Origin of the sequence: Obesumbacterium proteus (assembly GCF_001586165.1) — a bacterium.
Lineage (GTDB): Bacteria > Pseudomonadota > Gammaproteobacteria > Enterobacterales > Enterobacteriaceae > Hafnia > Hafnia protea.
Genome location: NZ_CP014608.1, coordinates 3,411,977 through 3,434,283, shown reverse-complemented (window position 1 = coordinate 3,434,283; position 22,307 = coordinate 3,411,977). Strand labels below are relative to the sequence as shown.

Annotated in this window: 16 protein-coding genes and 1 pseudogene; 10 read left to right on the top strand and 7 right to left on the bottom strand. The window is 49.3% G+C overall.

Features of this window, described 5'->3' with window-relative positions:
- Positions 1-39: 39 nt before the first annotated feature.
- Entirely contained in the window at positions 40-1,530 is a 1,491-nt protein-coding gene (locus DSM2777_RS16340; RefSeq protein WP_061554560.1) for an MDR family MFS transporter, read from the bottom strand.
- A 319-nt stretch (positions 1,531-1,849) separates the two neighbouring features.
- Here DSM2777_RS16340 and DSM2777_RS16335 point away from each other — a divergent pair, with 319 nt between their 5' ends.
- Positions 1,850-3,238: a cytochrome-c peroxidase gene (locus DSM2777_RS16335; protein ID WP_061555418.1), complete on the top strand. Its 1,389-nt coding sequence runs from the start codon at positions 1,850-1,852 to the stop codon at positions 3,236-3,238.
- A 141-nt stretch (positions 3,239-3,379) separates the two neighbouring features.
- Positions 3,380-4,657: a voltage-gated ClC-type chloride channel ClcB gene (gene clcB, locus DSM2777_RS16330; RefSeq protein WP_061554559.1), complete on the top strand. Its 1,278-nt coding sequence runs from the start codon at positions 3,380-3,382 to the stop codon at positions 4,655-4,657.
- A 6-nt stretch (positions 4,658-4,663) separates the two neighbouring features.
- Here clcB and bioD read toward each other — a convergent pair whose 3' ends face one another.
- From bioD to DSM2777_RS16315, 3 genes are all read right to left on the bottom strand, one after another.
- Positions 4,664-5,329 (bottom strand): dethiobiotin synthase, encoded by a 666-nt coding sequence (bioD, locus tag DSM2777_RS16325; RefSeq protein ID WP_040044930.1) that lies wholly within the window; start codon positions 5,327-5,329, stop codon positions 4,664-4,666.
- 240 nt (positions 5,330-5,569) lie between these two features.
- Positions 5,570-6,790 (bottom strand): sugar metabolism global transcriptional regulator Mlc, encoded by a 1,221-nt coding sequence (gene mlc / locus DSM2777_RS16320; RefSeq protein ID WP_046459478.1) that lies wholly within the window; start codon positions 6,788-6,790, stop codon positions 5,570-5,572.
- A gap of 149 nt (positions 6,791-6,939) precedes the next feature.
- Positions 6,940-7,836, bottom strand: a complete 897-nt coding sequence (locus tag DSM2777_RS16315; RefSeq protein WP_061554558.1) for a LysR family transcriptional regulator — start codon at positions 7,834-7,836, stop codon at positions 6,940-6,942.
- Between the two features lie 192 nt (positions 7,837-8,028).
- On the opposite strand from DSM2777_RS16315, the gene DSM2777_RS16310 reads away from it, so the two are divergent.
- On the top strand, positions 8,029-9,300 hold the full coding sequence (locus DSM2777_RS16310; RefSeq protein ID WP_122974949.1) for an MFS transporter: 1,272 nt from the start codon (positions 8,029-8,031) through the stop codon (positions 9,298-9,300).
- 194 nt (positions 9,301-9,494) lie between these two features.
- A complete protein-coding gene (tus, locus tag DSM2777_RS16305; protein WP_061554557.1) occupies positions 9,495-10,427 on the top strand; it encodes a DNA replication terminus site-binding protein in 933 nt (310 codons plus the stop codon).
- Between the two features lie 10 nt (positions 10,428-10,437).
- Here tus and fumC read toward each other — a convergent pair whose 3' ends face one another.
- Complete coding sequence (gene fumC / locus DSM2777_RS16300) at positions 10,438-11,838, bottom strand: class II fumarate hydratase (RefSeq protein WP_061554556.1); 1,401 nt, start codon at positions 11,836-11,838, stop codon at positions 10,438-10,440.
- A 211-nt stretch (positions 11,839-12,049) separates the two neighbouring features.
- On the opposite strand from fumC, the gene manA reads away from it, so the two are divergent.
- Both manA and DSM2777_RS16290 read left to right on the top strand, forming a co-directional pair.
- Entirely contained in the window at positions 12,050-13,225 is a 1,176-nt protein-coding gene (manA, locus tag DSM2777_RS16295) for a mannose-6-phosphate isomerase (protein WP_061554555.1), read from the top strand.
- Positions 13,226-13,458: 233 nt separating this feature from the next.
- Positions 13,459-14,955 (top strand): YdgA family protein, encoded by a 1,497-nt coding sequence (locus DSM2777_RS16290; protein WP_061554554.1) that lies wholly within the window; start codon positions 13,459-13,461, stop codon positions 14,953-14,955.
- Positions 14,956-15,030: 75 nt separating this feature from the next.
- Here the strand turns inward: DSM2777_RS16290 and malI are convergent, their stop codons facing one another.
- Positions 15,031-16,062, bottom strand: a complete 1,032-nt coding sequence (gene malI / locus DSM2777_RS16285; RefSeq protein WP_046459471.1) for a Mal regulon transcriptional regulator MalI — start codon at positions 16,060-16,062, stop codon at positions 15,031-15,033.
- Positions 16,063-16,312: 250 nt separating this feature from the next.
- Here malI and malX point away from each other — a divergent pair, with 250 nt between their 5' ends.
- The 4 genes and pseudogenes from malX to add all read left to right on the top strand — a co-directional run bounded on the left by malX (position 16,313) and on the right by add (position 20,579).
- Complete coding sequence (gene malX, locus DSM2777_RS16280; protein ID WP_061554553.1) at positions 16,313-17,908, top strand: maltose/glucose-specific PTS transporter subunit IIBC; 1,596 nt, start codon at positions 16,313-16,315, stop codon at positions 17,906-17,908.
- A gap of 83 nt (positions 17,909-17,991) precedes the next feature.
- Positions 17,992-19,167 carry a MalY/PatB family protein gene (locus DSM2777_RS16275; protein ID WP_061554552.1) on the top strand — a complete coding sequence of 392 codons (1,176 nt, stop codon included), beginning with the start codon at positions 17,992-17,994 and terminating at the stop codon, positions 19,165-19,167.
- A gap of 37 nt (positions 19,168-19,204) precedes the next feature.
- Positions 19,205-19,380 (top strand): annotated as a pseudogene (locus tag DSM2777_RS23875) (N-acetyltransferase); the annotation flags it as partial.
- 197 nt (positions 19,381-19,577) lie between these two features.
- Positions 19,578-20,579 (top strand): adenosine deaminase, encoded by a 1,002-nt coding sequence (add, locus tag DSM2777_RS16270; protein ID WP_061554551.1) that lies wholly within the window; start codon positions 19,578-19,580, stop codon positions 20,577-20,579.
- A 563-nt stretch (positions 20,580-21,142) separates the two neighbouring features.
- Here add and DSM2777_RS16265 read toward each other — a convergent pair.
- The gene (locus tag DSM2777_RS16265) at positions 21,143-22,138 is read right to left on the bottom strand and encodes a bile acid:sodium symporter family protein (protein ID WP_061554550.1); all 996 of its coding nucleotides are present in this window, start codon (positions 22,136-22,138) and stop codon (positions 21,143-21,145) included.
- Positions 22,139-22,307 lie beyond the last annotated feature (169 nt).

The following is a 22,307-nucleotide window of genomic DNA, read 5'->3' as shown; positions in this document are numbered from 1 at the left end:
TATGTCGAAACGGCTGCCATATGGCAGCCTTTTTTGTCTCTAACACTCGCCGTCAAATTCGACACAAACCTCACTGTCTGGCTTTAATTTTGCTGGAATGAGCCACGCGGTGATTAAAGCAAACAATGACAATATTGCCGCCACGATAAATACCCAATGGATGGATGCCGCCACCTGGCTGGTTAGATTCACCATGCTATCGTCAGGTTGCACACCACTCTGATGCATACTCATCAGTTTCTGAACCGGATCATGAATATCCGGTAGGCGCCAGTCTAAGTTGAGATTGAGCGTAGCGCCTAAAATAGCGGTCCCTAACGCAGAGCCTAACATTCGCGTAAACACCGTTGAGGCGGTGGCGATCCCTCGCATATTGGAGGGCGCGACGTTCTGTACTGAAACCAGAAATGTGGTATTGGTCATCCCCATGCCGCAGCCAATCACAAAGGCAGCCACTCTGCCCCACAGCAACCCGCTATCAGGCTGCTGCATGAGCAGAATTAAGCTTCCAGCGATAAGCAGAAAGCTGCCTAACATTGCTGTCGTGCGGTAGGACGTCAGCGACATCATTCGCCCGCTAAGGGTACTAGCCAATGGCCAGCCGATTGACATCATTGCTAACGTAGTGCCCGCTTCTAACGGCGTTCCCCCCATTACACCCTGCACAAAAGTGGGTAGAAATGCGGCAACGCCCATCATGGATGCGCCGACAATCAACCCACCAATATTACCGGCGACGATAACGTCATTTCGCCAGAGCGCTAATGGGAATAAGGGTTCTGGGGCTTTTTTCTCTTGTCGCAGCAAAAAAACCGACGCAACGACGAATAGCAATAATAATGGGAACACCCAGTACTTCAGAATATCGGCCTGTAAGAGCGCAACCAGCAACGAAGCTACCGCGATAGTTAGCCAACATGTACCGGCAAAATCGATAGGATGCTGCCGAGGATGTACCGTTTCGGGGAAATAACGCCACAGAAGATACATCGCCGTAATACCAATAGGCACGTTAACCCAGAAAACCAATGCCCAATTAAAATGCTGAACAATAAACGCCCCCATCAGCGGGCCTACGATGGCGGATACGCCCCAGACGCTAGAGAGATAGCCCTGAATTTTTGGGCGTTCTGCGGGTGAATAGATATCAGCCACAATAGTGAATGCGATCGGTGTGATAGCCCCTGCGCCCATTCCTTGAACCGCACGAAACACGATCATCCACAGCATGTTATGGGAAAAACCGCACAGCACGGAACCCAGTAAGAAAAGCGATGCGCCGATATAGAACATCCGCTTACGGCCATAAAGATCGGCAAGTCGCCCATAGATCGGAATTGAAATAGCCTGTGTTAAAAGATACGCAGCAAATACCCAGCCCAACAGTGAGAAACCGCCTAAATCGCCAATAATCGTGGGCATGGCCGTTGAGACTATCGTGACCTCAATGGCGGCCATAAATGTCGCTAACATACAAGCAGTTAGCACAATGCCTCGATGTAAATATTGCTGCTCTACCTGTTCAACCATACTGCCTCGCGGAAAAATGCGAATAGAGATTTAGCTCAACACCTTACCATGAATTTCTAGGCGAATAGTGTGAACTCTAGAAGAGAGAACAAGACGGGCGCTTATAAATGTGACGGCGTCACGTATAAGCCAAAATGATTTCTTATTGATTGCTGTTTCCTATCTCAATGATAGGCGAAGCCGGCCGCTATCATTGATGATGGTCAACAAAGCAACAATGTTCAACCCGCACTATGGGAAGGCCAAAATTTGGCCCTCTGAGGGTTGTGCACCCAGCGTTGGCGCGGCCCGATTTCATGCTCTGAAATGGAGTTTTAACATGATAAAAATAACAAAGCTTTTGGGAATTGCAGTGACTGTCGGTGTTGTTGGTTATCTCGGTCTGGCGGGATATGTCTATTACCATGATAAGCAAAGAATTACGATGCCCGATCAGGCTTCACTCTCGCCACAAAATGCGGCAGTTCTGAAAACCCTGAGTGAGAAAGGCTGTGATTACTGCCACACCCCGTCAGCACAGCTGCCGTTTTATTCGCAACTTCCAATTGCTAAGCAACTGATGGAATATGACATCAATCTTGGCTACAAATCATTTGATCTCACCCCTATTCGCAATAGCCTCATTAATAATAGTCGCCCTCCGCAGGGAGACATGACTAAAGTGGAATGGGTCATGCAGCACGACACCATGCCACCGACCCGCTACACGGCGCTGCACTGGGCAGGAACGCTGAATAATGAAGAGCGCGACGGTATTTTGAACTGGGTGAAAGATCAGCGCATAAAATACTATGCCGTAAAAGATATGGCGCCGGCATTAATGAATGAACCCGTTCAGCCATTGCCGCGTACCCTTCCCGTTCAGGCCGATAAAGTAGCATTGGGCTTCCGCTTGTATCACGATCCGCGTTTATCCGGCGATAACTCCATTGCTTGCGTTCATTGTCATCAGTTAGGGGCTGGCGGCGTTGATGGCCGACAGACATCCATTGGCGTAGGCGGTGAAGTTGGCCCGATCAACGCGCCAACCGTATTTAACGCGGTGTTTAACGTTGAACAATTTTGGGATGGCAGAGCGCCAGATCTCCAAAAACAGGCTGGTGGCCCGCCGCTTAACCCGATTGAAATGGCATCCAAATCATGGGATGAAATCACCGGGAAACTTAACCAAGACACCCTTCTCAAACAACAGTTTACGGCCGTTTATCCCGAAGGCTTTACTGGCGATACCATCACCGATGCGATTGCTGAATTCGAGAAAACGCTTATCACACCGGACAGCCCGTTTGACCGATATCTTCGCGGCGATGATAAAGCACTAACCGCCCAACAGATGCATGGATATCAGCTGTTTAAAGATAATAAATGTGCCACCTGCCATACCGGGAAAATACTCGGCGGTCAGGCTTTCGAACCTCTAGGACTGAAGCAGGATTTTGCCTTCGGCAAGGTGACCAGCGCGGATATTGGCCGCCTCAATGTGACCCAGGGGGAGCGTGACCGTTTCCGCCAGAAAGTGCCAACGCTGCGTAACGTTGCGCTGACGGCACCTTATTTCCATCGTGGCGACGTCCCTACGCTGGATGAAGCGGTGAAACTGATGTTGAAATATCAGGTTGGTACTTCGTTACCGCAAAAAGACGTGGATGACATTGTGGCGTTCCTCGAGTCGCTAAACGGCGTCTATACCCCTTATCCAATTCATTAACCCTCCCTAAGCGCCGCATTTTTGCGGCGCAGTTTCTTCCTGCGGTTAAAACCCTTAAACTGCTACCACTTTTATGCCTTCGCACGACGCAGAACGTGCTTCTTTATTGCTAACCCGCGGCTAAACATGACTTCACCACGCATGAAACGTCTGATTCATATGCAACATTATCAACTGATGCTGCGCCGCTTAGCTATTGCGATGATTTTAGGGATCGCCGCGGCCACCGTTGTTTGGCTATTTCACCAATCAATGTTGAAACTAGAATGGTTATTCCTAGGCAGTCGTGGCGGAAGTCTGGTGGCCGCTGCGGCCGAACTGCCATTATGGCGGCGTTTGCTTACGCCAGCTTTAGGTGGGTTGGTTGCGGGTTCTATACTGTGGCTGTTTCAGAAATATCAGCATCAACGACCATCCGCCCCGACAGATTATATGGAAGCCTTTGACGCTGGCGATGGCCGTTTAGATATTTCCGCCAGCCTTGTCAAAAGCCTAGCCTCTCTCATTGTGGTATCTAGCGGAAGCGCTATCGGGCGCGAAGGCGCCATGATCTTGCTGGCCGCCCTGTTTGCATCGGTTTTTGCTCGCTTGTTTACACCGCCAAAGGAATGGAAACTGTGGGTTGCCTGTGGCGCTGCCGCGGGGATGGCCAGCGCCTATCATGCACCTTTGGCGGGTAGTTTATTTATTGCAGAGATCCTTTTTGGATCGTTAATGCTCGCCTCGCTTGGCCCCGTGGTGATCGCCGCGGTCAGCGCCCTACTGATGAGTAACTTACTTAACGGTGGGCAAGAAACGCTGTATCAGGTACAAATTCTGGTCGCACCGTGGCCAGTACAGTATATGTTGATGGCGCTGCTGGGTGTCGTGGCAGGGTTTGCCGGACCACTATTTCTCTCATTGATGCAGTACAGCAGCCATTTCTTCCAACAGCTACGCCTCCCTCCACCTCTACAGCTGGCGCTTGGTGGCCTGATCGTCGGCGGATTATCTATCATTTTTCCCGAGGTCTGGGGAAATGGCTACAGCGTGGTTCAATCGTTGCTGTCTGCTCCGCCGGGTGCTTTACTCATTGGGGCCATTTTGCTGTGTAAACTGGTTGCGATACTGGCGAGCAGTGGCTCAGGGGCTCCCGGTGGGGTCTTTACACCCACGCTGTTTATTGGTGCTGCGCTAGGCGCATTTGTTGGACAGCTATTTGCGCTCTGGCCGGGTACGGGCGAACACATCGCATTATTGATGGCGCTCACCGGCATGGCTACGCTGCTGGCAGCAACCACGCATGCGCCAGTGATGTCTGCGCTGATGGTGTTTGAAATGACGGGAGAATATACGTTGTTACCGGGATTATTACTGGCCTGCGTGATGGCGACAACCCTGTCGCGCTGGCTGCGGACAGGGTCAGTTTACGGTAAATAGACGGCGTTATTTAAGAGGGGAGAGATCGATATATTTAGACAGATCTTTTTCCTCAGGACGGAACAGGTATGGAATTTCGCCCAACTGTGGCCCTGGCAATTTTTGACGTAACGCTTCTAACGTTTCGGCATAATGCGAAAGCCCAGGGTTGATACGGTTGGCAATCCAACCGGCAAATGGCAAACCGTCATTGATAATCGCCTGTGCCGTCAAAATAGCGTGGCTAATGCAACCCAGCTTAATACCGACCACTAAAATCACCGGCAGTTGTTCTTGCACTACCCATTCAGATAACGGGCGTAAATCGTGCATTAAGACGCGCCAGCCTCCGGTGCCCTCAACTACTAAGTGCTCAGATTTACCGCTCAGATTTTGAAGCCCACGGCTCATGAGGCTGTAATCCAATGGCTCACCGGTATAAGCGTTAGCAATTTCTTCCTGCAACGTTATCGGGTTTACTTCATCATAATTCAATGGGATAGAAGAAGACGCCTGCAATGTTAACGCATCTTTATTACGCAGTCCTTGCGGGGTTTCTTCACTACCGACGGCGATAGGCTTGTAGCCTACAGCAGTAGCACCAGAAGCATGGATGGATTGCAGTAACGCACGAGAAACGACGGTTTTACCGACTTCAGTGTCTGTTCCTGTGACAAAAACACGCTTTAACATGAATGATACTCCGGAGAATCTCCGATAAAAAACACCAAAAAATTGGCGGAACGACAATTACCATCCGCCATCAAGAATGATGAAAAGTCTAGGCGAAGCGCTAAAGCAGCAGCTTGCGTTAGCTCAATATTTTGTTTATCGAGGTGACAATTTCATGAAATACCGCTATTTGTGCCGTTATTTCTACCAAAATAGGGGTATGAATTAGAAAGGAATTTAGCCAAATACGTGCGGTTATAGCTAGCCTTGCAACAGTTGAACTAATAATGAACCATTGTAAAGCGCCTCTTTAACTAATGCGGCCGCAGGCATGGTGCCATTATTACGGAAGCGCGTAGCCTCAACGCTCAGTCCCTGCGCATAGTAGGGTAAAGACTGTTGCTGAATTGCCGCATTGATAGAGGGAAAGAGAACTGCACTGGCTTGATTGAGCGGAGAGCCAATCAGGATCTTCTCGGGATTAAACAGATTTACCATAATGGCGAGGATGCGTCCCACGTTGTTCCCTACGCTGCTGATAATATCCTTCGACAGCTGATCGCCCTGCATGGCCGCCTGACAGATAGCATCAATCGTGATCGGTCCATTATGCAGCAAAGACGATGGTGAAAGTGGTAACCGCTGCTCGGCTAATTCGAGAATATGCCCAAGCCCTGCCACGGTTTCCAAACAGCCATGATTACCGCAATAGCACTGCTTGCCATAAGGATCGACCTGCGTATGACCAATTTCCACCACGCTATGTCGGCCACCGTTGAGCAAACGACCATCGGTAATGACACCTGCACCCACATCGTGATCGATAACCACCTGCAACATATTTCTACAGTTTTCACCAGCCCCGAACAGCGACTCCGCCATCGTCCATGCGCAGATATCATGCTGAAGAAACACCGGTAGGCCGGTATGCTGTTCCAGCTCGGGACCCAGCGGCATATCACACACATCATCATAAAAAGGCATGCGATGAACCATCCCCTTCGCCGAATTAATCAATCCGGGAAGCGTAATCGCAATGGCAGTGAGTCGTTCAAGCTGATGCTGATGGCGGATAAAGAATTGGTCAATTTCATTAATGATGCGTTCGAGTAACGGTTGATCTGCCTGTGCAGGCAATTCGATATCGTCTTCAGCGACCAATTTACTGCTGAGATCGCGCAACGCCAGCGTCATAACACCATGACCCACGCGAACGCAGAGATAGTGCCAAGCGACGGTATCTAAAATAAGACCAACGGCAGGACGACCGCGGCTTCCAACTTCTTGAAATTCGGTTTCTTGAACTAGATGTGCTTCTAGCAGTTCACGCACAATTTTGGTGATGCTGGCGGGCGCAAGCTGTGCTCGCTTAGAGAGTTCGATGCGGGAAATTTGGCCATGCTGATCAATAAGGCGGTATACCGCCCCAGCATTTATCTGCTTGATTTGATCAATATGTCCCGGCTGGCTTTCAGCTATCACCGACCTACTCCCGCTTATTTTTCGCGCTTCTAAATAAATATTAACGCTATGGTGTCGGTTTTGAGTAAACCCGTCAACTATTTGATTCGTTATGTGATTTAGTGCACAAATAAGCCCAGCAATGGTCGATTTTAGCAGCGATTGTTTATCTATGGTTGAGCAATCATTAAATTTATCAATGCCGTTGCCTGCGCGCTCAATGGCCTAGTTTTACTGTAAGCGAGCCAAACTTCCGTGAACGCCGTTTCCTCGTCTAAGTATCTATAGCAAACGCCATCAACCTGAATTCGTGTAAACGACGCCGGTAAAATAGACACGCCGAGCCCTGCGGAAACCAACCCGACAATCGTCATCGCTTCCCCCACTTCTTGCGTGATATAGGGAGTGATACCTGCATTTTTCAGCAGCGTTAATATTTCATCATGCAGCGCGGTTCCCACTTCTCGGGAAAAAAAGACAAAGGGCTGATTCGCCAAATCGCTAAACTTCAATTTCTCGCGCCCAGAAGCTGCCAGCGGGTGATCCTGGTGTAACACCGCAACCAAAGGCTCGCGCAGCAAGAGTTGATGCGTCAGCGTGTCGGGTAATCGCGTATTGCGCATCACGCCAATATCGAGCTTTCCTTCTAATAGCGGTTCAATTTGTTGCTTAGTGTTCACCTCACGCATTTGCATGTGAACCAAGGGATAGCGCTGCCGGAAAATAAATAGGCTGCTGGCCACCAAACTGATAAACGGAGCGGACGAGGTAAAGCCAATCTTTAAATTACCCAGTTCACCTCGATGCGCCCGCGCCGCGTTTTCTGCCGCTTGTGAAAGGTGATCCACTATTTCGTAGCACTCTTTTAGAAAGAGTTCGCCCGCTTGCGTGAGGCTCACATTTCGGTTGTTTCGTTCTAAAAGCCGAGCACCCACTTCCACTTCAAGCGCCTGAATTTGTTGGCTCAATGGTGGCTGAGAGATATTTAAACGCTCCGCCGCTCGCCCAAAATGGCACTCTTCAGCAACGGCAATAAAGTACTTGAGATGTCTAATTTCTATACGCATAGGCCAATTGATATCTTAAACGTCTTATTTTCATTTATTAATATATTAGACAATAAATTCGCTGATACCTATGCTGAATTTATATCAGCCGTTGTGACCTGCCGCACATAATATGGGCAAGCAGAGCTGATGAACCGTTTTACCCGATATTTTCGGTAAGGATACAGATTGGAAACCCCTCCGGCAGAAACAATGCCGTCTCGCATTGATTCAACCTCAAACTCGCCTGTTGTGTCGCCTGTAGCACCAACGCGCCGTGCGTTAAACAAACTTCCATACATTGAACGTGGTCAGCCGCAGTTTATCCGCGTCACTCTGGCGCTGTTCTCAGCGGGTCTGGCAACCTTCGCCCTGCTTTATTGCGTTCAGCCTATTCTGCCCGTACTGTCGCATGATTTTGGGATTTCACCGGCCAGCAGTAGCCTGTCACTTTCCGTCTCTACGGGGTTGCTTGCCGTTGGGTTGATGTTCACCGGCCCGTTATCAGATGCGATTGGACGTAAACAGGTGATGGTTACCGCGTTATTGATGGCGGCAATATGCACGTTAATTTGTTCAATGATGACCAGCTGGCACGGCATTTTAGTCATGCGTGCGCTGGTTGGACTGTCGTTGAGCGGCGTTGCCGCGGTCGCTATGACTTATCTTAGCGAGGAGATCGATCCCGCCGTAGTGGCATTTTCCATGGGGCTGTACATCAGCGGTAACTCGATTGGAGGAATGAGTGGGCGTTTAGTCAGCGGCGTTCTGACCGATTTCTTCTCTTGGCGTATTGCAGTGGCCATTATTGGTTTGTTTGCCCTTGCCGCGGCGTTTATGTTCTGGAAAATCCTACCCGCGTCGAAACACTTCAGAGCGACGCCCCTTCGTCCACGAACATTACTCATTAACTTCCGGCTCCATTGGCATGACAAAGGTCTTCCGCTGCTTTTTGCCGAAGGTTTTCTGCTGATGGGGAGTTTCGTCACGCTGTTTAACTATATTGGCTATCGCCTGCTTGGCACGCCGTACTCTCTCAGCCAGGCTTTGGTCGGTCTGTTATCGGTGGTTTACCTGACAGGTTCATACAGTTCGCCTAAAGCCGGTGCGTTAACTAGCAAATTTGGGCGTGGTCCGGTGCTGACCGTTTCAATCTTTATTATGCTGATTGGGCTATTGATTACGCTTTTTGCCCCGCTAACCACCATTTTTATTGGCATGATGCTGTTTACCGCGGGCTTCTTTGCTGCACATTCAGTGGCGAGTAGTTGGATTGGTCGCCGCGCCCGTCGCGCTAAAGGCCAAGCATCATCACTCTACCTATTCTGTTATTATGTCGGCTCCAGCGTAGCCGGTACACTCGGCGGCGTGTTCTGGAACAATTATGGATGGAACGGCATCGTTATTTTTCTTAGCGTGATGCTCGTTTTAGCGCTGTGGATTAGCCGAGCATTGAAAAAATTGCCCGAAGCCAAACGGATTTAATCAACATGAACAATCCCCGCATGGCGGGGATTTCAGCTGACTCTTTACCGCCAGCTCCCCTCCGTTTTCCTATCAAGCCTATTCACTTTCTCACAGGCAACGCTATCGTTTCTAGTTTCACTGTGACTACAGACAACGCCTAAGCAATAACTTACAATGTATGTTGTAACTAAATACTTATGGTAGGAAAAACCATGTCTGCTAATCATGTTATCGATCGTATGAACATCTGTTTTCGCCAGCTTGAGCAAGGGTTAGTGGAAATTGATGCTGTTTTAAAATCTCTGACACCACTACAGGCCAACGTATTTTTGTTGCCTGATATTGAGAAAGGTAAAGAGCATGATGACATTACAAAAATCAGCGTCATCCCCTGCTCGGGGGAAGCGGCATTTGAAGCAGGTTTACAACACTTCCGTCGCTTGTTCATCCATCATCATGCGCAGCATATCAGCAGCAAAGCCGCGGTTCGTATGCCCGGCGCGCTCTGTTTCTCCACCAGCTACTCGCAGGTAAAATCCACCAGCGCCCTGATTGCCGACGTTAACCAACTCAAGAAGCAGCTAGAGAAGATTATCGCCGTTGAATCTGGCCTTCCTCCTGAGCAACGGTTTGAATTTGTGCATGCGCATCTCAAAGGCTTACTGACGCTGAGTGCCTATCGCGCCTTAACCGTGCTGCACAATCCTTCTACCGTGCGCTTTGGCTGGGCGAACAAAAGCGTGATCAATAATATGAGTCGCGAAGAGATGATTAATCGCCTAGAGAAAAGTTTGTCCGCCAATCGCTCTGTTCCGCCCTACTCACGCGAGCAATGGGCGGCGATGGTGGCAAAAGAACTTGATGGCATCATGCGTTTGCCGGAAGACGTTAAGCTTAAAATAAAACGGCCGGTTAAAGTCCAGCCGATTGCGCGAGTGTGGTATCAAGAAGAACAAAAACAGGTACAACATCCCTGTAGCATGCCGCTTATCGCATTAACGGATGAATTTAGCGAGACGCCTATTCCTGTCCTTGGCGATTTAAATGATTACGACGCAGACAATATTAATGTGAAACATCGCCCGCGAGCTAAAAAGCTCGAACTCCTGATCCCGCGTTTGCACCTGTACCGTGAGCTTGAATAGCGTGACAACGTCACGCTTTAATGCGGCTCCCAACCATATCTTGCGGCTTCACCCATTCATCAAACTGCGATTCGGTGACATAGCCCAAAAGCAGCGCTGATTCTTTTAACGTTAGCCCTTCATGATGGGCTTTTTTGGCAATTTCAGCGGCTTTATCGTAGCCAATATGCGTATTCAGCGCGGTCACTAACATTAATGACTCATTTAATAGCTGGTTGATTCGAGGTCGGTTGGGCTCAATGCCGCGTGCACAGTGCTCATTAAAGCTCTCAATTCCATCGGCCAGTAGACGTATTGACTGTAAAAAGTTATGGATAACAAGTGGACGGAAAACATTCAGTTCAAAGTTACCTGACGCGCCACCAATATTGATCGCCACATCGTTGCCCATGACCTGCGCACAAAGCATAGTTACCGCTTCACATTGAGTCGGATTAACTTTACCCGGCATAATTGAGCTGCCAGGTTCATTTTCAGGAATTAAAATTTCCCCAATCCCACAACGCGGGCCGGATGCTAACCATCTTACATCGTTAGCGATTTTCATCATTGATGCGGCCAAACCCTTCAATGCGCCATGAGATTGAACCAGAGCGTCACAGCTCGCTAAGGCTTCGAATTTATTCGGTGCCGAGATAAAATCGCTACCGCTCAGTTGAGCAATCGTTTTAGCCACACGAACCGCATATTCAGGATGGGTATTCAGACCTGTTCCTACCGCCGTTCCCCCCAGTGCCAATTCATAAAGATGCGCCAAGCTATGTTCAATATGATTTTTACTGTGCGCCAACATAGCGACCCAGCCAGAAATTTCCTGCCCCAACGTTAGGGGTGTCGCATCCTGTAAATGCGTGCGACCAATTTTGACTATGTCGCTAAATTGCTCTGATTTATCTTGCAGAGTTTGTATCAGAACGTCTATTTGCGGCAGAAGCTGGAGGCGAATCGCTTGCACGGCGGCAACGTGCATCGCCGTAGGGAAAACATCGTTTGAGCTTTGGCTTTTATTCACATCGTCATTAGGATGAACTTTACGTTCATTTCCGCGCTCACCGCCAAGTAACTCACTGGCGCGATTAGCCAAAACTTCATTCATATTCATGTTGCTTTGCGTTCCCGATCCCGTTTGCCATACGGCCAGCGGAAACTCTTGATAGCGAAAGCCGTCAATGACCTCTTGAGCCGCCTGCATAATAGCGTCGGCTTTATCCTCGCTCAGAAGACCTAAATCAAGATTAACCTGCGCAGCGGCTTTTTTTACTAATGCCAAAGCGTCAATTAATGCCTGAGGCATTTTCTCCACCGAAATACGGAAATGCTCCAAAGAACGTTGCGTTTGCGCGCCCCAAAGTCGCGCTTGAGGAACATCAATATCGCCCATTGAGTCTCTTTCAACACGCATAGCTGTCATATTTTCTCCTTGAGAATAAAAGCATGATTCCGATGAGTTAATCATTAATCCAATGAGTATAGCGGGATATCAACCAGTTAGAATGTGAGAGCTAAACGAATTTCTTACATCAATATCCTTGCATCAGATAGGCCCTCTCCTGTTTACTTAGCGCAATAGCTTTATTATTCATATTCACGTTTCGCTTTAACTTCACTTTAGGTTGATACCAATGCAAAAGATGATTAATGCCGTACAAAACTATGCTTGGGGCAGTCACGATGCACTGAGCAAGCTGTATGGCTTCTCGAATCCAGATAACAAACCTATGGCTGAATTGTGGATGGGGGCTCATCCGCTCAGCAGCTCTAAAGTTTTGGATAAAAACGGCAATAAGGTGTCATTACGCGATGAGATCGCCAAAGATCTCACTGGGAATCTAGGCAGCGCCGTTGCGAAACGTTTTGGCGAGTTGCCATTCTTATTCAAAGTCCTGTGCGCAGCACAGCCGTTATCGATTCAAGTTCACCCAAGCAAACATGCCGCAGAAGAAGGTTTTGCGCGTGAAGAGTCTGCGGGTATTGCGATCAATGCCGCAAACCGTAATTACAAAGATCCTAACCACAAGCCCGAGCTGGTTTATGCGTTAACGCCTTTCAAAGCGATGAACGGCTTCCGTGAATTTGCCGAAATTGCTCAGCTATTACAGCCCGTAGCCAGCGCGCATCCTGATATTGCGAAGTTTATTCAATCGCCAGACGCACAGCATTTATCGGTGTTATTTGGTAATTTGCTGAGTATGGACGGTGAGCAAAAAGCGCATGCCTTAAGCGTGCTTGCCGAAGCGCTAAACCACCAGCAAGGGCCAGCATGGGATACAATACGCGGCATTGCGCGCTTTTATCCAGACGATAGTGGCCTGTTCTCGCCGTTGCTGCTAAATACCGTTGAGCTTGAGCCTGGCCAAAGTATGTTCCTGTATGCAGAAACTCCGCATGCATATTTGGATGGAGTCGGCTTGGAAATCATGGCGAACTCAGACAACGTTCTACGTGCAGGCCTAACGCCAAAATACATCGATGTGCCAGAACTGTTAGCCAACGTGAAGTTTATTGCTAAGCCTGCTAACACGCTGCTGACCGCCCCGGTTGTGCACGGGCATGAAACTCGCTTCCCTATTCCAGTCGAAGACTTTGCCTTTGCCGTGCATACCCTGACCGAAGTGCCACAGTCGTTAGCCCAAGAAAGCGCGGCGATTCTGTTCTGTGTTACCGGTGAAGCGACGCTGATTAAAGGCGAACAGCGTATCGTGCTGGTTCCAGGAGAATCCTGTTATCTGCCAGCCAGTGAGTCGCCAGTGCAGGTTCAAGGCCATGGCCAATTAGCTCGCGTATTTAACGAGCTCTGATTTATGCTGTGAAAATAAACCTAATATAAACCTTGGTGGAAGCATCCCTTTCCCCTGCAAATTCAGATAAGTATTTGCGAATGGGCTTGGTTTACATTGAATGGGTTTACATCCACAATGAAAAGCGCCTACGGGCGTTTTTTTGTTATACGTCTATCATCATTTGTTCGACACGCCGCTTTTGAGGCATTTCCCTCGCGGCAGCACATTTAAGGCTTAAGGAAGAACTCAATATGAAAAAATCAGCTGTCGCGGTTGCGGTCATTGTTGTGTTAGGCGCAGCCTGGACCGGAGCCTCTTGGTATACCGGGAAGCTCATTGAGCAACGAATGACGACTGAGGTTGAGAACGTTAATAGCCAGATCAACAACTATTTCCCTAAAGCAGGGTTAAAACTCAGCTACGAAGACTACAATCGCCATCTGTTCTCTACCGACGTTCGCTATATTCTGCAAAACGATCCAACCTTTAAAGGCGAGCCAAGCCTTAAAGCCGGTGAACAGATTGTGTTGAAAGAAACCATTACCCACGGTCCATTCCCGCTGGCACAGCTCAAAAACTTCAACTTTGTGCCAAGCATGGCGTCAGTACATACCGAATTAGAAAACACGCCAGCGGTAAAAGCATTGTTTGATGCTACTAAGGGTAAATCGCTGGTAGATGCAGATACACGCATCGCTTACAACGGCGATACGCAGTCGAAAATTACGCTGATCCCTGTCGACTACGCGAAAGACAAAATTTCAGTGAAATTTGACGGCGCAGTGATTAACGCAGACGTCGCCAAAGATCTTTCCACGCTGAAATTCGACATGAACAGCGATAACGTAGTGATCTCTGCACCAAATGAAATGAGCCAGCAAGAGCAAATCACTCTGCAAGGCTTCACGATGGAAAGCGATAGCCACCGCGGCAAGTTTGACCTGAATATCGGCTCGCAAAAAATGAATGCCAAGCACCTGTCGGTGTCTGTTGATGGCAAAGAGTCTGCCGTGCTTGATGGCTTCAAGCTAGACGCGAACGTCGGCGAAGATGATAAGAATCTTAATGGCGTGCTGAACTACACGCTTGATGCGCTGAAAATCAGCGGCAAAGATTTCGGTCAAGGTGCCTTAACGTTGAAATTCAACGGCGTAGACGGGAAAGGATTGAAAGCGTTTACCTTCCAGTACAATGATTTCATCAACCGCCAACTGGCACAGGGCGACGACGTTGATCCTGATGTCTATCAGCAAGAATTAGCCGCGCTGGTTGAAAAGAATATGCCTGCCCTGCTTGCTGGAAGCCCAACGCTAAATATTCAACCGCTGAGCTGGAAAACCGCTCAGGGTGAAAGTCAGTTCAGCTTGGATCTCAACCTTGCTAACCCTCAACCGCAGGCAGAAACTACCGGCGAGCCGTTGATGTTGCGGTCAATCAAAAAGCTGGACGCAAAACTGGCTATCTCCATGCCGATGGCGACCCAGTTGGCTTCTCAGGCAGCGGAATTAGAAGGTTATAACGCCGAAGATGCGAAACGTTTAGCAGGACAACAGGTTCAAGGCATTTCAGCCATGGGCCAGATGTTTAAGCTGACAACGCAGAAAGACAATGTGATTTCGAGCAATTTCAGCTATGCCGATGGTCAGGTTGATTTGAATGGCACCAAAATGCCGCTGGCTCAGTTTGTTGGCCTGTTTGGAATTTTAGGTGGTATGCAAGATCAGAGCGAAGCCCCTGCGGGGAATTGATTCAGCGTTTAAGCACGATGTGAACATTAAGCGGCCCCTTTCGGGGCCGTTTTTTTTAAACCAGTTCAGAAAGGATTATGCCGAGCCTCTGGCTATTAGCTTGGGTGGCAAAATAATGTGTTGGACCTGTTCGTCGGGCGCATCAATACGCTGTAGCATGCGGTTCGCCGCGCTATAGCCTATTTCACGTGCGGAGCTACTGATGAAGGTTAACGGTGGATCGGTCAGCTCTGCTTCCGGCACATCCCCAAAACCAATTAATGCTACCTGACGCGAATAGTAGCTTTCGTTCTCGTCTTTACCCACGCTATTACCCATGCCGATTACGCCAAAGTATGCGCCCATGGCAATAGACGCCTTATGGCACAAGATTGCCGTGATTTTAGGGTGATGGTTAAGCAGGTTTTTGGTCGCCTCCGCCGCGTCCTGTTGCTTACAGTCGCACTCGACAACCCATTCCGATTTGAACGGCAGACCATATTGGATCAAGGTTCCGCAAAACCCACCTAAGCGTTCAGCGCGCGTAAGGGAGCTACTTTCTCCACCGAGATAGGCAATCTGGCGATGACCATGTTTAATTAAATATTCTGTGGCCATCTTTGCCGCCTGCGAGTTATCCGGGCGAATAACGTCGATATCATCGAATTCGCTGGCCCGTGCGGCACACACCAGCGGCAAACGCATTTCTCGCGCTTTCTGTTTCATCTCATCACTAAGAAAACGACCACTACCTACAATAATGCCGTCAACGCCGTAACCACTCAGGCTATCAAGGCAACGAGCCAGATGTAGACCGTTTTTTCCACACTGCGTGAGAAATAGCACCTTCCCCTGCGCTTCCAAGATTTCACTAATTCCTGCCGCAACTTCAGCATAAAACGGCTCGCTAATGTCACTAACGATAAGCCCGATCACATTAGACACGCTTCCGCGCAGCATCGCTGCCTGTTGGTTGCGTACATAACCAAGAGTTTCAATCGCTGAGTTAACACGATGACAGGTTTTATCAGAAATACGCCCCTTGCCGCTGAGGACCAGAGAAACGGTAGTAACTGATACGCCAGCGTGCTGGGCAACGTCGGTTATGGTGATCTTTTTCGGGTTCATGCCGTTAATTATTCACTTGTCGATAGCATAGGGTATTCATTTTCGTAGGTTATTTTAGCGTATTTTTTAGTAAAACATTTAATCCAATCTCGCATAATTCACATTAACACTGATTTTTAGAACTGTGATCCGGCAAATGGTTTTGTTTGGTAAAACGTTTTATCTTCTTTTACCAGAAAGACGAAGATGAATTGATAATTTTTATTAGAAATAGCGATCCTCTCCAAGGATCTTTCCATCAGGAGTTACCATGCCCACCCAGACCAAACAAAAAATTACGCTATGGGAGTTTTTCCAAAGCCTTGGTAAGACCTTTATGCTGCCCGTGGCGCTGCTCTCTTTCTGCGGCATTATGCTGGGAATTGGTAGCTCGCTGAGCAGCCGCGATGTTTTAACGTTATTGCCAGTGCTGGATAATACCCCGCTTCAATTACTGTTCACTTGGATGAGCAAAATCGGCTCCTTCGGTTTCAGCTTCCTGCCGGTGATGTTCGCCGTTGCTATCCCTCTGGGTATGGCACGCGATAACAAAGGCGTTGCGGCGTTTGCCGGATTCGTAGGTTTTACCGTATTCAATCTGGCCACCAACTTCTATCTGACGACGAAAGGGATCTTGCCAAGCGTTGATCCTCTGGTGCTGAAAGCCAATAACATTCAAACCGTGCTGGGTATTCAGTCTATTGATACCGGTATTTTGGGTGCGATTATCGTCGGGATTGTGGTGTTCTTACTGCATGAACGCTTTAGCACTATTCGTCTGCCGGATGCGCTTTCGTTCTTCGGCGGTACGCGCTTCGTTCCAATTATCACCCTGCTGGTTTTAGGCCTGCTTGGTCTGCTGGTGCCATTGATCTGGCCGTGGTTCGCGATGGGCATTAATGGCCTTGGTCGCCTTATCCATAGCGCTGGCGCATTTGGTCCGATGATCTTCGGTACCGTTGAGCGTCTGCTGTTACCGTTTGGTTTACAGCACATTCTGGTTGCCATTATTCGCTTTACCGAAGCGGGCGGCACCATGGACGTTTGCGGTCACTCCGTTAGCGGTGCACTGACCATCTTCCAAGCGCAGCTTTCTTGCCCTACCACTCACGGCTTCTCAGAAAGCGCAACGCAGTTCCTGTCTCAGGGTAAAATGCCCGCCTTCTTAGGTGGTTTACCGGGTGCAGCGTTAGCGATGTACCACTGTGCGCGTCCTGAAAACCGCCATAAAATTAAAGGCCTGCTGATTTCTGGCGTGGTTGCCTGTGTTGTTGGTGGTACCACTGAACCGCTTGAATTCCTGTTCCTGTTTGTTGCGCCGTTCTTGTACCTGATCCACGCCATCCTGACTGGCTTGGGCTTCACCATCATGTCCGTGCTCGGCGTGACTATCGGTAACACCGACGGCAACATCATCGACTTCGTGGTGTTTGGCGTTCTGCACGGTCTACAAACCAAATGGTATATGGTTCCTGTGGTTGCCGCGGTATGGTTCGTTGCCTACTACGCTATCTTCCGTTTCGCTATCACCCGCTTCAATATCAAAACGCCGGGTCGCGATATTGATAACAGCACCACCAGCGAAAAATCAGCGAAAGCGGCGTCTTCAAGCAAATCAGGCTATGACACCCCGGGGATTTTGGTTGCACTCGGCGGCGCGGATAATATCGTGTCCCTCGACAACTGTATTACCCGCCTGCGTCTTTCAGTGAAAGACATGAAGCTGGTTGATGACGCAACGCTGAAAAACCTACGTGCTATTGGCGTGGTGCATGTCAATGAGCATAATTTACAGGTTGTTATCGGGCCACAGGTACAGTCGGTCAAAGATGAATTAGACTACCTAATAGCTCAGCCAAGCGTATAACCTTGTTTGACCATACATTTGGGGCGCTTAGCGCCCCGCTTTATTTCTCATTCGAGCAAATATCAAATTAAGGCGAATGAAATATGTTTGATTTTTCTAAGACTGTTGACCGTCACGGCACATGGTGTACCCAGTGGGATTATATTGGCGATCGTTTTGGTGTTAACGATCTGCTGCCGTTCACCATTTCCGATATGGATTTTGCAACCGCCCCTTGCATTACGCAGGCACTGGAAAAACGCATTGCGCACGGCGTGCTCGGCTACAGCCGCTGGCAGCACGAAGATTTCCTCGGCGCACTGCGTCACTGGTACGCTAAGCGTTTTAACAGCGCTATAGATACCGATACCGCCGTTTATGGTCCTTCCGTGATCTATATGGTGGCACAGCTGATTCGCCTGTGGACTCAGCCCGGTGAATGCGTTGTCACCCATACACCCGCCTACGATGCTTTCTATAAAGTGGTGCTTGGTAATCAGCGCCAATTGCTGGCCTGCCCGATGAAGCAATCTGAGGGTGAATGGTTCTGCGACATGGCTCACTTAGAAGCGCTGCTGGCTCGCCCACAAACTAAAGTACTGTTGCTATGCAGCCCGCAAAACCCAACGGGTAAAGTCTGGACACGTGCCGAGCTGGAAATCATGGCCGAGCTGTGTGAGCGCCATGACGTGAAGGTCATCAGTGACGAAATCCACATGGATATGACGTGGGGCGATCGTCAGCACCTTCCGTGGAATGAAGTTGGCAAAACACCGTGGGCATTGCTGACCTCCGCCTCCAAGTCCTTCAATATCCCTGCGTTAACCGGCGCCTATGGTTTTATTAACGATCCGGCCACTCGTGACGCTTATTTCTTGCAGCTTAAAAGCAAAGATGGCCTTTCTTCTCCGGCGGTACTTGCCGTTGCAGCGCATATCGCTGCCTATCGTGAAGGTCAGTCGTGGCTAGACGAACTGCGCACATATCTGCAATCCAATCTAGAATACGTCGCCACTGAGCTAAACCAAGCCTTCCCACAATTGGCATGGAAGATCCCACAGGCAACATATCTGGCATGGATCGACCTGCGCGTTCTGGGCGTGGATGACCAAGAGCTTCAGCGCGTACTCATCGATGAGGAAAAAGTGGCGATTATGCCTGGCTTTACCTACGGTGAAGAAGGCCGTGGCTTTGTTCGCCTCAACGTTGGCTGCCCACGCAGCAAAGTGGAATTAGGCGTGCAAAAACTGATTTCTGCTTTAAAAAAGCTAGTTAAATAGCCAGTCTATACATCCCCGTTGCAGCTCAGTGACGGGGATGCAAGTGGTCTATCGAGCATCGCTCGCCGTGGACGTTCACGGCATGTTTGTCGATGCACTCAATGAGAAAGCAAAGCAGTTCTGCCTGAAACTTGGGTTTATTGCTCTCACGGGCAATAACGCAAACTCGCTTTCTACCCAACCAAATCCATCGAAAAGCTGTTCGAGGATTAACCGCGTATCTCACAATAGCCATGCCTATTTTTTAGCATTTGATTGATACTGTGTATTTATACAGTTACCCGTAAAATTGAGACTAATACTCATTATTTGTGATTATGATCACATTTTTATGCAACTCACTGGTAATTTGCAGTGTATTGTTTTTATACTGTTACGCACTTTATCCAGAATAACTGAGAGTGCATATCATGATTGACACCCGCCTTCCTCTGACCGATATCCATCGTCATCTTGACGGTAACATTCGTCCGCAAACTATTCTGGAACTGGGTCGCCAGTTCAATCTGGCACTGCCTGCCGAAGAGCTGGAAGCCCTGCGCCCTCACGTACAAATCACCGATACCGCGCCAGACTTAGTCAGCTTTTTACAGAAACTGGATTGGGGCGTTGCCGTTTTAGGTTCTCTCGACGCCTGCCGCCGTGTTGCCTACGAAAACGTGGAAGATGCATTACGTGCCGGTATCGACTATGCCGAACTGCGTTTCTCGCCGTATTACATGGCGATGAAACACCAGTTGCCGGTACAAGGTGTCGTTGAAGCGGTAATCGACGGCGTGCGCGCCGGTGTTCGCGATTTTGGCGTTGAAACTCGCCTCATCGGCATCATGAGCCGTACATTTGGCGAAAGCGCCTGCTTAAAAGAACTAGATGCCCTGCTGGCCTGTCGTGAAGGCATCACCGCATTGGATTTGGCTGGTGACGAACTGGGCTTCCCTGGCTCTTTATTCCTAAACCACTTCAACCGCGCACGCGACGCAGGTTTACATATTACGGTTCACGCGGGCGAAGCGGCTGGCCCTGAAAGCATCTGGCAAGCCATTCATGAACTAGGTGCAGAACGCATCGGCCACGGTGTTAAAGCGGTCGAAGATACCAAGCTGCTGGATTATTTAGCTAAAAACCGCATCGGGATGGAATCCTGCCTGACGTCCAATATTCAAACCAGCACCGTAGCTTCACTGGAAAATCACCCGCTGAAAACCTTCCTACGTCACGGCATTCTGGCCTCCATTAACACTGACGATCCGGCAGTAGAAGGCATTGAGCTGGCGCATGAATATAACGTCGCCGCACCTGCCGCAGGGTTAACGCCAGAAGAAATCCGCACCGCCCAGATCAATGGATTGGAGATGGCGTTTATTTCTGAAGAAGAGAAACGCGCTCTGCGTGAGAAGAAAATAGGGTCGTGATTCGTCGGTAGTCGAAGAAAGGTGAAAGGTTTCGTCCGCCTATCAATAACGGCTATCACATATAGCTAAATCGAAGGCGTACGATGAGGGGCGCCAGCGCGCGCCCCTTCAATCCTCGCGCTTTTATCCGAGACGCCATCTCCGCGCCGGGTCGGCATGCGCCATCCTTGGCGCCTCCTCCCCTAACGCTAACATCCTGTTAGCGTTGCTCTTTCTCCCAACACTTAAACTAAAAAACAGATAAAGTTTTTGTCTGTTATCTTTTGGGTTTGACCTTTTTCGGCACGTTATTCTTCAGCCGAATTGAGGAATGAAGGCTAGGATTTGCCGACTGGACGTCGGCAAAAGAGCGACGGAGGCATGGATGCCGATTGTCGCTCGTTCCGTTAAAGCCGGAATGACGAGATGAGGGAACCTGCGAAGCAGGCTGAAGAACGGTGCCAAGCCGGGTTGTTAGGGGGCGGCGATTGGCCCCCTAACACGGACGCCTGCACGATGTATATGCAAGACTCGGTATTTTAGGCGGACAAAACCTTACACAAAACCCACATGCTCACACCCCCCTATTCCTTCACCTGCTCCTCAGCCACCTTCTTCCCACGATTCACATACCTTTGCGCTAATACCGCGCACACCATCAGCTGAATTTGGTGGAAAATCATCAATGGGAGAACCATCATGCCTACCGCCGAGGCAGGGAAAAGTACGTTTGCCATCGGGATGCCGTTCGCCAAGCTCTTTTTAGAACCGCAGAACACAATGGTAATTTCATCTGCGGTATTGAACCCCAACCAACGCGCCGCAAAGGTATTGATGACCAACACAATGGCTAGCAGCACGGTGGAGCAGACAACGATAGACAGCAGCGACCAAGCGTCAATCTGGTGCCAGATACCTTCAATAACGGCTTCGCTGAATGCGGTATAAACCACCAATAAAATCGAAGACCGGTCAGTAATATTAATCAGCTTACGATGACGCTCGACCCATTTGGCAATCAGCGGGCGAGATAAATGCCCCACCACAAAAGGAACCATCAGTTGCAGGATGATCGCGCCAATCGCATGCAGCGTATCGGTTTCGCCGCCCTGCGTGTGCATCAGCAATCCCACCAGCAGTGGCGAAAGGAACACACCCAGAATACTGGACGCCGATGCACTACAGATAGCGGCGGCAACGTTTCCACCCGCCATCGAGGTATAAGCAATCGCCGACTGAACGGTGGCAGGCAAAGCACACAAATAAAGGAAACCGAGATAGAGCGCGGGGCTCAAAAGATTAGGTACCACCACGTTGAGCGCTAACCCGAGCAGAGGGAAAAGCGCAAACGTACTGAGAAAAACCACTAAATGCAGTTTCCAATGGCCCATCCCAGAAACGATGGCTTCACGTGAAAGCTTGGCACCGTGCATAAAGAACAGCAACGCAATCGCCGCCGTGGTGAGATGTTCGAAGACCGTTTTGTAGATCCCTTCACAAGGGAACAACGATGCCAGAATCACCACGCAAATCAGAACCAGTAAAAACTTATCAATCCGCAAACGTTGCAGCCAAGACATAACTCAACATCCCTTACCAAAAAAGTGCCTGTATATAAGGTCGAATAAAAAACAAAGCCTTCTTTCTGTGATTCTATAAATATACGAAAGAAGGCTTATTTGAGACTACTCGCCATGACTTCAACGAAAAGTATCAACGAAAAGTATCAGCAAGACGTATCAACGCAGA

What these genes read in the sequence shown, in the direction of transcription:
- DSM2777_RS16340 (WP_061554560.1), bottom strand. Translation starts at nt 1,530, where the DNA reads ATGGTTGAACAGGTAGAGCAGCAATATTTACATCGAGGCATTGTGCTA.
- DSM2777_RS16335 (WP_061555418.1), top strand. Translation starts at nt 1,850, where the DNA reads ATGATAAAAATAACAAAGCTTTTGGGAATTGCAGTGACTGTCGGTGTT.
- clcB (WP_061554559.1), top strand. Translation starts at nt 3,380, where the DNA reads ATGAAACGTCTGATTCATATGCAACATTATCAACTGATGCTGCGCCGC.
- bioD (WP_040044930.1), bottom strand. Translation starts at nt 5,329, where the DNA reads ATGTTAAAGCGTGTTTTTGTCACAGGAACAGACACTGAAGTCGGTAAA.
- DSM2777_RS16315 (WP_061554558.1), bottom strand. Translation starts at nt 7,836, where the DNA reads ATGCGTATAGAAATTAGACATCTCAAGTACTTTATTGCCGTTGCTGAA.
- DSM2777_RS16310 (WP_122974949.1), top strand. Translation starts at nt 8,029, where the DNA reads ATGCCGTCTCGCATTGATTCAACCTCAAACTCGCCTGTTGTGTCGCCT.
- tus (WP_061554557.1), top strand. Translation starts at nt 9,495, where the DNA reads ATGTCTGCTAATCATGTTATCGATCGTATGAACATCTGTTTTCGCCAG.
- fumC (WP_061554556.1), bottom strand. Translation starts at nt 11,838, where the DNA reads ATGACAGCTATGCGTGTTGAAAGAGACTCAATGGGCGATATTGATGTT.
- manA (WP_061554555.1), top strand. Translation starts at nt 12,050, where the DNA reads ATGCAAAAGATGATTAATGCCGTACAAAACTATGCTTGGGGCAGTCAC.
- DSM2777_RS16290 (WP_061554554.1), top strand. Translation starts at nt 13,459, where the DNA reads ATGAAAAAATCAGCTGTCGCGGTTGCGGTCATTGTTGTGTTAGGCGCA.
- malI (WP_046459471.1), bottom strand. Translation starts at nt 16,062, where the DNA reads ATGAACCCGAAAAAGATCACCATAACCGACGTTGCCCAGCACGCTGGC.
- malX (WP_061554553.1), top strand. Translation starts at nt 16,313, where the DNA reads ATGCCCACCCAGACCAAACAAAAAATTACGCTATGGGAGTTTTTCCAA.
- DSM2777_RS16275 (WP_061554552.1), top strand. Translation starts at nt 17,992, where the DNA reads ATGTTTGATTTTTCTAAGACTGTTGACCGTCACGGCACATGGTGTACC.
- add (WP_061554551.1), top strand. Translation starts at nt 19,578, where the DNA reads ATGATTGACACCCGCCTTCCTCTGACCGATATCCATCGTCATCTTGAC.
- DSM2777_RS16265 (WP_061554550.1), bottom strand. Translation starts at nt 22,138, where the DNA reads ATGTCTTGGCTGCAACGTTTGCGGATTGATAAGTTTTTACTGGTTCTG.